This is a genomic window from Ligilactobacillus pabuli (assembly GCF_022836475.1).
GTDB classification, from domain to species: domain Bacteria; phylum Bacillota; class Bacilli; order Lactobacillales; family Lactobacillaceae; genus Ligilactobacillus; species Ligilactobacillus pabuli.
In genome coordinates this window covers 1-10,571 of record NZ_BQXH01000032.1, presented here as the reverse complement: position 1 = coordinate 10,571, position 10,571 = coordinate 1, and the positions used below count along the sequence as shown (strand labels likewise).

The following is a 10,571-nucleotide window of genomic DNA, read 5'->3' as shown; positions in this document are numbered from 1 at the left end:
ACGCTGAAAGCATCTAAGTGCGAAACTCACCTCGAGATTAGATTTCCCATTCCTTTATGGAAGTAAGACCCCTGAGAGATGATCAGGTAGATAGGATGGAAGTGGAAGTGCTGCGAGGCATGGAGCGGACCATTACTAATCGGTCGAGGACTTAACCAAAGAGTCGCGCGAGTGACTCGGTTTGAAAGAATTACAAGAGATAGGTATTATTCAGTTTTGAGAGAATGGATCTCTCAAGAATAAACAAAAGTGCGGCGATTATTGCACAAAGGCTACACCTGTTCCCATGCCGAACACAGAAGTTAAGCTTTGTCACGCCGATAGTAGTTGGGGGATCGCCCCCTGTGAGGGTAGGTCGTTGCCGCGCTTAGTTAAGTCATCCTGAGGGGTGGCTTTTTTTGCTCTTTGAATTTGGTTAAAATATTTACTATTATTAATTTTTTAACTTAACTGAAACTTTAAAAAATACCCGTTTACAAGGCTTTTTGTTAGTGTTCTATATAAAAAAGAGTATGCTAGTTATAGAATTTTTTAAATTATCGGTCGAAACGTGAGTAAGTAAACAGAGTGGAGCCGCGGTTTGAAGATGGTGTTAACATTGAAGATTATGTTTTCGCTCAGTAAAACTTTTGACACGAAATTCGACTAAAAAGGGGGAAGTTTTTTATGAAAACAAGAAGTGAACTTAAACAAGAGGCTAAGGACTTACTAAAAGGTCATTGGGGTAAGGCAATTGGATTGAATATTTTACAAATTTTGCCAATGTTAGGGGTCTTCTTTCTCTTAGTACCGTTAACAATAGTGATCATTGCTTTAATTGGGAGTGATCCAAGTGGGGTAGCCACTGATAATTTTAACACACAATTCGCCCAAATTAATGGACAAGGTGGAAGCCTCCGTTACTTTGACAACATTTTTGGTTCGATCCTGACAGCTTTATTAGCGACAGGGGTCAACTTTACGCTGTTAGATTGGTTACGGACTAAAAATTCAGATTTTAAAGTTATCCGTGGAATCTTCGGAGTATTTACTAAACGTGATTTTTTACCAGTAGTTGTTTTGTGGATCATTCAAACAGTTTTTGAAGCATTATGGTCAATTTTATTCATTATCCCAGGAATTATCAAAAGCATTGCTTATTCACAAACTTATTATATTTACAAAGACATTGCCGACAATGGTGGCGATGATGATTTAAATTATTTGGATTATGTGACTAAAAGTCGTCAGATGATGAAAGGCCATAAGGCTGAATATTTTGTTTTACAATTAAGTTTTATTGGCTGGAATATTTTGGCTATTATCACCTTAGGAATTGGATATATTTGGTTAGTTCCATATCAAAATGCAACTTACATGGCTTATTACAAGTCTTTAGCGGAAAGTCAAGCAGAACCAGTGGCGCCAGCAGCTGGACAAGACGATAGTTATTTCGAACAATAAAAAAGTATCAGCAGTGAGTGGCCAGTTGGTTCTCACTGCTTTTTTTACACAGAGCGAAGTGAGGTGTTTAAGAGATGAGCATTATCATGATCTTGCTTTTTAATGAGTTTTAGGCATTGAAGATTGTGGCGAGATAAGTGGAATCTCTTGCCTCACGAATCTTGACTAAATTGTGTGGATTTCAAACAGTCGGCAATTATTTGTGAAAAAGAGAAAATAAACTTGCTAAAGGTAGTTCCAATGACTTAATCTATTAATTAAGAGAATAATTTAGTGAGGGTGAAGTTAAATGGAGAGAGCCGCAATTTTGCATGACTCGCAAAAAGCGATGGTCTTTGAGACTGGTAGTAATGCGGTCACGATTCGAGTTAAGAGCAAACATGATGATGTTGTGCGTGCTGAGCTATTATATAGCGAGCTAAATGCGAAACAAGCTGAAACTGGTTGGCAACCAGCAGTATCTAATATGAAAATTATTTTAAAAAGCAACGTCACTGATTATTGGAGTGTGACTGTGCAACTGCCGCAAACTCGGCGGCTGCAGTATGCTTTCCACTTAATTGCCAGCAGCGGAGAAGAATACTTTTATGATAGTCATAAAATTGAAGCATATACTGCTGATAGTTTGACCCACTGTGGGCCGTTTATTTTACCATATACTTATCCAGGGGCTGCTTTTAAACAACCAGCTTGGACGCAAAATACCTTGTGGTACCATATTTTAGTTGATCGTTTTGCGAACGGCGATCCCCATTTAGACCCGGCGGACGTGGTTGAATGGGGCAGTACTGAGCCAACAGCTACTAACTTTTTTGGCGGAGATTTACAGGGAATTAAAGATCACTTAGACCAGCTAGTTCAATTAGGAGTGGGAGGCTTGATTTTAAGCCCAATTTTTGCGGCTTTTTCAAATCATAAATATGATGCAGTCGATTTATATACGATCGATCCAGCATTTGGTAAAAAAGAGACTTTTAAAGCACTAGTTGAAGATGCACATCAACATGGTATGCATTTGGTCGTGGAAATGGTGTTAGACCATGTGATGGACTTTTCACTGCAATGGCAAGATGTTAAACAAAAGGGAACGGCATCACCATTTTTTGACTGGTTTTTGATTGATAATTTGCCACTTGAATATACGATCACAGAACAGGCAGATTTTTCACCCCAAATTTCTTATCGGGTGAACGATAATGATCCTCATCAACCGAAGCTAAACCTGCTTCATCCGGCTGTGCGTCAGTTTTTACTTGATTTAGTTAAATACTGGGTCCAAACTTTTGACTTGGATGGAATCAAGTTGTTGGACCCAGCAGAGCTTGATGCTGGATTCTTACGTGAATTAGTGACTATGGTGCACCGATTAAAACCCACCTGTTGCGTGCTGAGTGAAACTAACAATTTAACTCCCGCTTTGATCAACGAGGGCAGTTTGGATATGGCAGTTGATGTGGACGCAGCAGCAATCATTACTAATTATTTTATCGCTAAAAAAATCAATGTAACTGAAATGGTGGCCGCCTTAAATGATGATATGATGAAGTATCCTGGTTCACGGCATAAAAACTTATTACTGCAATTTGACGGACCGTTGACACCGCGGTTGTTAGCTCAGTGCAACGGTGATAGTCAGTTGGCACGTTTGATCTTAGCGTTTAGTTATTTGTTGCCAACTTCTCCGAGCCTTTATTACGGGACTGAAGTTGGTTTACAGGGCGGCGAGGTTCCAGCTAATCGGGAATGCTTACCGTGGAAGGCCAGTGAACAAGACCAAACGATGTTACGGTTTGTTAAAGTTTTGGGCCAATTCCGTCAGAAATATAATTTAGTTTTAAATGAAGGCAGTTTTGACTGGGGCCAAATTAGTAACAAAAATGATTACCTGAGCTTTACCCGGGCATCGAATGGCAAACGGATCTTTGCTTTATTTAATGTTGGCTATGGTAGTATCAAGTTTATCTTTCCACCAAAATCCAAGCTGATTTTGAGTCAAAATTTAGTGGAAGATCAAAATCGGATCGGACATAATGGCTTTGTGATCGTTGAAGCCTAATCTCAAAACTGTAGGATTTGACAAAAAGAGACAGACTCTCAAAAAAGTCTGTCTCTTTTTGTATCTAATTGGTATTAAAAAAGCACCCATTTGAGATGGATGCTTTTTATTTGACTGATTAGTGGTGAATATAAGTATACTGACCAGCATTTGAAATTGTTTGGTAGTTAGGACCACCTGGATTAGAAAAGCCCATCCCGCCTTGTGAAATTGTAATGGTATTACCACTAACACTTTCAACGTAAGCGACGTGTCCGGCATAGCCATCAGCAGTCCATTGACCACCAACTGACTGACCAGGATGGAAGACTACGAGTGAGCCGGCTGTTGGATGGTTGTCTACAGCGAAGCCTTGAGCTCGTGCAGAGGCATCCCAGTTACCACCGTTACCCCAGTAGTTGCCTGCCCAGCTGGCACGATCCTTGGCGAACCAAGTACATTGACCCCAATCATAAGTGTTACCAGATGGGTTATAACCATTCCCATGGTTAACAGTTGGTGCCGGTGTTGGTGTTGGCGCCGGTGTATTGTTATTAGTATTTTGCACGTTTGTTGGAGTCTGTGCTGGTTTTTCTACGGCAGGTTTTGGAGCTGGAGTTGGTGCAGGTGTCGTAGGTTTAGCAGGTTGACTTGGAGCAGGTGTGCTAGCCTGTTGCTGCTGCTTAGCTGGCGCTGGAGTTGCTGGTTTAGCAACTTGTGGCGCAGGTTGGGCAGTTGGATCTTTAGTTGGGTCGTTCACAGTTAAGTTTTGACCAACTTGTAAAGCAGAAGACTCTAAAGCATTAGCCGTCCGTAATGAGTCAACCGAAACTCCAAAGTCTTGGGCGATGGTATATAATGATTCGCCTGATGCGACCTTGTGAGTTTTGTGGTTAGCTGAAACTTGTGGCTGGGCCTTTTGAACAGCAACCTGTTGAACCTTTTCAGGTTGAGCAACTTCTTCTTTAACCGGAGCTTGTTTTTCAGCAGTTTGAGCGGCTGGTTGAGCTTCCTGTTGTTTTGGAGCTGGAGTTGCTGGAGTTACTGCGGCTTTAGGAGCAGCTGGTGTCTGCGCAGCTTGAGCTGGTTGGACACTAGGTGTGCTGCCTTTAGCAGGAGTTGTCGCTGTGGCTGGTTGTGCTGGTGTGACCGGAGTTGTCGTTGTCTTGGCCACAGTAGTAGCGGCTTTAGCAACGTGAACTGCGGCTCCATCAACTTTTAAGGTTTGGCCAGGGAAAATTACACCGGCGCTTAAGTCGTTTAACGAACGTAAATGATCAACAGAAGTTTGGTACTCCTGCGCGATCGACCAGAGAGAATCTCCGGCTTTTACTTCGTATGTAGAAGTAGCAGTTGGTGTTTGAGTTTTAGTTGCTTTTTTAACAACATTTTCATGGCTTTCACCAGAGATTTTTAAGGTTTGACCAGTAAAAATCAAATGTGAATTAGTATCAATATGGTTTAATTCCTCGATGGACTGAATGGAAACCCCGTATTTTTGAGAAAGGTCCCAGACGGTCTCGTGCGCATTAACTTTATGCGTTGTATTAGCTGAGACTGAAGTTCCGCCGGCAAGAAAAAGACCAGCAACACCAACAGTACCCAGCATTAATTTTTGAGCTTTTTGTTCCAAAAATCGTCACTCCCAATCTGTTTGTCTAGTGTTTCGTCTAATAAGTGAATAGTTTCTATTTTTTATCTCTAAACGACAACTGAATGTAAGAAAATTACCATGTGTCTTTGTTAAATCCGACACAGCATAATTATAGCCTATTTTGGACAAATAAAAAAGCCATCTGGTCCGTAAGAGTGTAGAAATTTGTAATCGGTTAGCTAACTGAGCAAAAATAGGACAGATGATGGTGCTAGTTTATGGCTCCAAGAATTGAATACTGGATCAAGTGACCTAAAAAAGCATGTTTCGCCACTCTGTGCGAAACATGCTTTTTTATTTTTTTAACGATGGATAAACTGAACACCTGAGGCGCTAACAGTTTGTTTGTTAGGACCACCTGGGTTAGAGAAGCCCATGCCGCCTTGTTGGATAGTTACGGAGTTACCGTTAACTGCAACAACATAAGCAACGTGACCATAACCAGGAGCTGCGACCCAGTCATAAGCACCGGCACCAACACCATGAACAGTTTGGCCGCCAGCAAAGACAGCGATTGAACCTACTGAAGGTGTGCTGTTAACTGTGTAACCGGCTTGACGAGCTGAACCAGCCCAATCTTGACCATTACCCCAGTTGTTACCAGCCCAGCCAGCAACACTCTTAACATACCATGTGCATTGGCCCCATGAGTATGTGTTTGGTGAACTGCTGTAGTTGATCTTAGCAGGTGCTGGAGTACTACGTTGTGCAGGAGCTTGATAACTTGGCTTGTTGTAAGAACGAGTAACGTTATTGTTGCTGCTACGGTAGTTATTGTTGTTATTAGTTTGTGTTTGAGCTGGAGCTGCTGTTTTCTGTTGAGTCTGAGCAGCTGGAGCTTGGACCTGTGTTTGAACCTTAGCCTGAGCTTGAACTTGGGCAGCAGGTTTTTGAACAGGGTTATTGATCACTAAAGACTGACCAATTGTCAAAGCTGCACTTTGTAGGGCGTTTGCTTGACGAATTGAAGCAACTGAAACACCATATTTGTTAGCGATGGTGTACAATGATTCACCAGACACTACTGAGTGGTTGATATGGTTAGCGGCCACTTGTGGTTGAGCTGGTGTTTGGACAGCTTTTGTCTGAGGCGCTGGTGTTGGTTGAGCTGGCTGAGCTGCAGCTGGTGTTGGTTGAGTTGCTTTGACTGGTTGAGCGGCAGCAGTACCAACGACCTTCAAAGTTTGGCCTGGTTGAAGTAAGTTTGAACTTAAGTTATTTAAGCCCTGTAATTTTGCTACACTAATATTGTGTGCTTGCGCGATAGTCCACAATGAGTCGCCTGCTTTTACAGAGTATGTAGAAGTATTGGCAGTTTCTTTGGGAGCAACTGTTTTAACAGGGGCTTGTTTAGCGTCTGAACCAGGAATTTGAACTTTTTGTCCTGGGAAAATTAGGTCGTTCGAATTAATATGATTTAATTGTTCGATGGACTGAACAGTTACACCGTATTTTTGGGAAAGGTCCCAGATCGTATCATGGTTAACAACTTGATGAGTTGTGTTAGCTGAGGCACTTGTTGCACCAGCTAAGAATAAACTAGCGGCACCGACTGTACCAACTAATAATGATTTTGTTGAATGATTCAAGATTTCTTCACTCCTGCTTATTTTTTATAGTTATAGTTCGCTTTTAACAACTGAATGACTATATTGTACCGCCATTTTATTGCAGGCCAGTTCAAATGAGTTTACAAAATCTATAAGGGTGTAATAAAATCCCGCTGAGTCTTGCCATAGCGGTGTTTAAGGAAATTTTTTAAATTTACAAATTTGAATAAAATTGTGAATGATTGCGTATTTTTAGAAGGAAAAATTGCTGAAAATGACAAAGTAATGGATTATGTTACAGCAAGGTTACATAATCTTTAAGAGTTTAAAATTTACTTAAGGCGGTGTGGGATAATACCTAGCAAATGTTTACAAAAAAATTCCTTAGTAATATCTTAAACTAGATTGCAAAAATGTTACATTAATATTACTAAAAAACGGGAGCGAGTTAGTTTAAATTTTGTGATTAACTTGCATGTTCGTACTTACTTAATAGTAAGGGGGAAGAAACAAAATTACGATAATTTAAATGAACGAAAGAGGTAGTTGATCTAGTTGGAGTGAAGAAGTAAGAATTAGTCTACAAAAATATCACTAGGTGCTACTAAACAATGAATTTTTTTGCCTAGTAACACCTAGTGATAACTTTTTACGTTCAATTTCTTCTGTTTTTATTCTTTAAAATGTTTGTTAATTACTGTTAGCGCTATAGACCAGGCCATGAGTAGAAAGAGGAACCATAGGGCTATCAGGTCTGTTTTTGTGATTGTTAAAGTTGTAAAAATGATTAGAAACAATATTAGTGTAAGTACTTGAGCAGTTCGCTTATTATTGGTGAACATATCTTACTCAAGCACCTTTCTTTCAAATAAAAATTTCTATGGTGAAACAGTGCCAACTTCACAGTCAAACTTTTTGAGCTATTACAGGTTTTTAACAATCATAAAAATTTCGAATTTAGATGATAAAAGTAGTCACTAGAAAAAGACGAGCAAACTTTAGTGGTATAATAAAGACCTTGGCAGGGGCACTAACAGCTAATGTTAGTCAAACAGGCAGTTGGCAGCAATGTCAGTTGTCTGTTTTTTAATGCCATTAAAGATGAGGAGAGTTAACGATGGATAAAATCGAAGAATTGACCCGACAAATTATGGCTGATCCACAAAATGTCAGTTATACTGAGCGAGGGATTAAGCCTTTATTTCTAGCTCCAGCACACGCCAAAATTTTAGTGATTGGTCAAGCACCAGGGAGAGTCGCTGAAAAAAGTCGCATTCCGTGGAATGATCGGAGTGGTGAATTATTACGGACTTGGATGGGTGTGAGTCGGGCTGAATTTTATGATTCAGGTCTAATTGGAATCATTCCGATGGACTTTTATTTTCCAGGTAGTGGGAAAAGCGGAGACTTACCACCTCGACCAGGATTTGCAGAAAAATGGCATCCACTGTTAAAACAGACGATGCCTGAGGTGGAATTAACTTTGTTAGTTGGTAGTTATGCTTGCCGTTCATATTTGAAACTTAAAAAGAGTGCAACGTTAAAGGAAACTATCCAAAATTACCACAACTATTTGCCAGAATATCTGCCATTAGTTCATCCCTCTCCCAGAAATCGACGCTGGTTGAAAAATAATCCGTGGTTTGAGACTTTGATTTTGCCCGAGCTGCAAGGACGGGTAGCAGACTTGCTGGAACGCTGATATTAAAGTTCCGGTAATAATTGTTGATAAACAGTGAAAGTTTTTTCGTCAAAACAGACAAAAATCACGTGAATGTCTCCGGCAAATTTTTGGACCGTTTGTAACGCGATTTTAGTGGCAGGTGTTAGTGGATAACCATAAATGCCAGTGCTAATGGCGGGAAAGGCGATACTCTGGCAGTGATGTTGTTGTGCTTCACGAAGACTATTTTGATAACAAGCTGCTAAAAGCTCGGCTTCATGCTGGTGTCCAGCGTGCCAAATGGGTCCAACGGTATGAATCACATATTTGGCAGGTAAGTTGAAGCCTGGAGTTGTTTTTGCTTGGCCAGTCGGACAGCCGCCTAATTTTTGACAGGCAAGATCTAGTTCGGAACCAGCAGCACGATGGATGGCCCCATCGACACCACCGCCACCACGTAAGCTAGAATTAGCGGCATTTACGATGGCATCGACTTTGAGGGTCGTAATGTCATCTTGGATAATTGAAATGTTAGTCATTAAAATTCCCCCTTATCTGATATTGAAAATCAATTATAGTATAGCCTATCGTCCAGTGAAGTGGAAAGAAGTTCGAGCTGAGTTGCCGATAAATTGCAGGGTCTAAATAATAATCAGGCACTAGCCGTAAGAGTAGGTTAGTGCCTGATTTGTTGTGGTCGGCTAGAAAAGTTACCTGTGCTGTTTGACAAAAACAGTGTTTGAATTCATGATTGCTGACGCTGTTGATCACGACAAAGACCGGCAAATGAATTTGATGGTAGAACTTTGGCAAACAAAGACCGGCAAACGAGTTTGATGGTCAAACTTTAGCAAACAAAGACCAGCAAATGAGTTTGATGGTTAAACTTTGGCAAACTAGAGCCGGCAAACGAGTTTGATGGTCAAACTTTAGCGAACAAAGACCGGCAAATGAATTTGATGGTTAAACTTTAGCAAACTAAGACCGGCAAACGAGTTTGATGGTCAAACTTTGACAAACTAGAGCCAGCAAATTGGTTTGATGATCTTACTTGCCCCAAGTTGTGCGTCTTTTTAGATTGTTGAAATATTGAGATTCATTGCTAAACCAATATTCAAACTTTTCACCTTGATTTTGATAAGAAAATTGGCGTGAACGTAAATTTAACGGGACAAAATGCTTCGCAAGAATTTTTCGCAGATATTGCTTATTGTATCCTTTACCCAAAAATTCCGTGAGTTTACCCACCTGCAAGTTATGCCGAAAATATAGCGTCCCATAGTCACAAATCGTACGAACGTAGGCGGTTTCTGTAGCCTCACAGTAGCCGCATTTTTTACATTGTAGCGCATAGTGCTTCTGAATCCACCAAAAATTACCGCAGCGTGGACACCGGATTCCTTGCCATAACTGTCGTGAATCTAGTGTGAGGTCTGTCTCCGGCCGATAGGGTGCTACGCGATATTTTTGCAAGATTTGCTGCCACGGTAAGCTCCCCGAGCCTTGTTTGCTGGCAGACTGACTCAATTTTTGCAGCCACTCACAATATTCCCACAGATATTTAACGACAATTTCTGACTGGTCCTCAATCTCGATGACAGCGCTGGGATCTGTGAAAACAATGACTTTGACAATTTCAATGGTTAAGTTATGTTCCATAAAAATTCGTGCCAAAATATCATGTGCCCGTTCAATTTGACTAAAGATACTATGGGTTAGCGGCTTACCATTGTGATACCACGTTCGTTTCCGGAAAATGTACTTGCCATGATAGTCTTTCATATCAATCAAGTAAAGTCGGTTACCGATTTGTACTAATTTGTCGAGTTGAACCCGCTGCCCGTCAACTTGCAAATTGAGGTCATCTATTATTGGTGTTTGCGCGACGATAATTTCTTTGGTCAAACGATCAATGGTTAGTTCACCCCGATACCCTTTCTGATCCGCCTCTAATTGTTGTTGTTCCTGATATGATAGTTTCGTTCTAGTCTTTAGAGTTTCTAAGTATTGCAGTTCTGGCGCTTTCTTTCTCATGGTCAACTTCCTTTCATTGTTCTCTACTTAATAGATACGCAATTTTTCGGAATTTTGGCGTGAAAAGCGCAAAAAAAACGGGACTTTGTCAAATAGTGTTGATGGTCCTTGGAACTCTATCTTAAAGGTGGAGTTCTTTTTTTATACTTTGATAGCTAGTTTAAAGTGCTGGGGTGTGTGGCTGGGGCCAGC

General features: G+C 40.7%; 7 protein-coding genes and 2 rRNA genes. 5 read left to right on the top strand and 4 right to left on the bottom strand.

The features are described 5' to 3' along the window. The 4 genes from LPAF129_RS10595 to LPAF129_RS10580 form a co-directional block, all read left to right on the top strand. Positions 1-159 (top strand): 23S ribosomal RNA (locus tag LPAF129_RS10595); the annotation flags it as partial. 91 nt (positions 160-250) lie between these two features. Then, positions 251-367 (top strand): 5S ribosomal RNA (gene rrf, locus LPAF129_RS10590). Positions 368-666: 299 nt separating this feature from the next. Further along, entirely contained in the window at positions 667-1,443 is a 777-nt protein-coding gene (locus LPAF129_RS10585) for a DUF975 family protein (protein WP_244057005.1), read from the top strand. 289 nt (positions 1,444-1,732) lie between these two features. Further along, on the top strand, positions 1,733-3,499 hold the full coding sequence (locus LPAF129_RS10580; RefSeq protein ID WP_244057003.1) for an alpha amylase N-terminal ig-like domain-containing protein: 1,767 nt from the start codon (positions 1,733-1,735) through the stop codon (positions 3,497-3,499). A gap of 118 nt (positions 3,500-3,617) precedes the next feature. Here LPAF129_RS10580 and LPAF129_RS11255 read toward each other — a convergent pair whose 3' ends face one another. Both LPAF129_RS11255 and LPAF129_RS11250 read right to left on the bottom strand, forming a co-directional pair. Further along, positions 3,618-5,111 carry a LysM peptidoglycan-binding domain-containing protein gene (locus tag LPAF129_RS11255; protein ID WP_309296513.1) on the bottom strand — a complete coding sequence of 498 codons (1,494 nt, stop codon included), beginning with the start codon at positions 5,109-5,111 and terminating at the stop codon, positions 3,618-3,620. Positions 5,112-5,434: 323 nt separating this feature from the next. Next, positions 5,435-6,721, bottom strand: coding sequence for a LysM peptidoglycan-binding domain-containing protein (locus tag LPAF129_RS11250; protein WP_309296512.1), 1,287 nt, complete (start codon positions 6,719-6,721; stop codon positions 5,435-5,437). Between the two features lie 1,078 nt (positions 6,722-7,799). Here LPAF129_RS11250 and LPAF129_RS10555 point away from each other — a divergent pair. Next, positions 7,800-8,384: a uracil-DNA glycosylase family protein gene (locus LPAF129_RS10555; RefSeq protein ID WP_244057001.1), complete on the top strand. Its 585-nt coding sequence runs from the start codon at positions 7,800-7,802 to the stop codon at positions 8,382-8,384. 2 nt (positions 8,385-8,386) lie between these two features. Here the strand turns inward: LPAF129_RS10555 and LPAF129_RS10550 are convergent, their stop codons facing one another. Together LPAF129_RS10550 and LPAF129_RS10545 are read right to left on the bottom strand one after the other, a co-directional pair. Further along, positions 8,387-8,884 (bottom strand): O-acetyl-ADP-ribose deacetylase, encoded by a 498-nt coding sequence (locus LPAF129_RS10550; RefSeq protein WP_244057000.1) that lies wholly within the window; start codon positions 8,882-8,884, stop codon positions 8,387-8,389. Positions 8,885-9,392: 508 nt separating this feature from the next. Further along, on the bottom strand, positions 9,393-10,379 hold the full coding sequence (locus LPAF129_RS10545) for a nuclease-related domain-containing protein (protein ID WP_244056998.1): 987 nt from the start codon (positions 10,377-10,379) through the stop codon (positions 9,393-9,395). Positions 10,380-10,571 lie beyond the last annotated feature (192 nt).

Coding starts and splice junctions, on each gene's coding strand:
- LPAF129_RS10585 (WP_244057005.1), top strand. CDS start 667: ATGAAAACAAGAAGTGAACTTAAACAAGAGGCTAAGGACTTACTAAAA.
- LPAF129_RS10555 (WP_244057001.1), top strand. CDS start 7,800: ATGGATAAAATCGAAGAATTGACCCGACAAATTATGGCTGATCCACAA.
- LPAF129_RS10580 (WP_244057003.1), top strand. CDS start 1,733: ATGGAGAGAGCCGCAATTTTGCATGACTCGCAAAAAGCGATGGTCTTT.
- LPAF129_RS10545 (WP_244056998.1), bottom strand. CDS start 10,379: ATGAGAAAGAAAGCGCCAGAACTGCAATACTTAGAAACTCTAAAGACT.
- LPAF129_RS10550 (WP_244057000.1), bottom strand. CDS start 8,884: ATGACTAACATTTCAATTATCCAAGATGACATTACGACCCTCAAAGTC.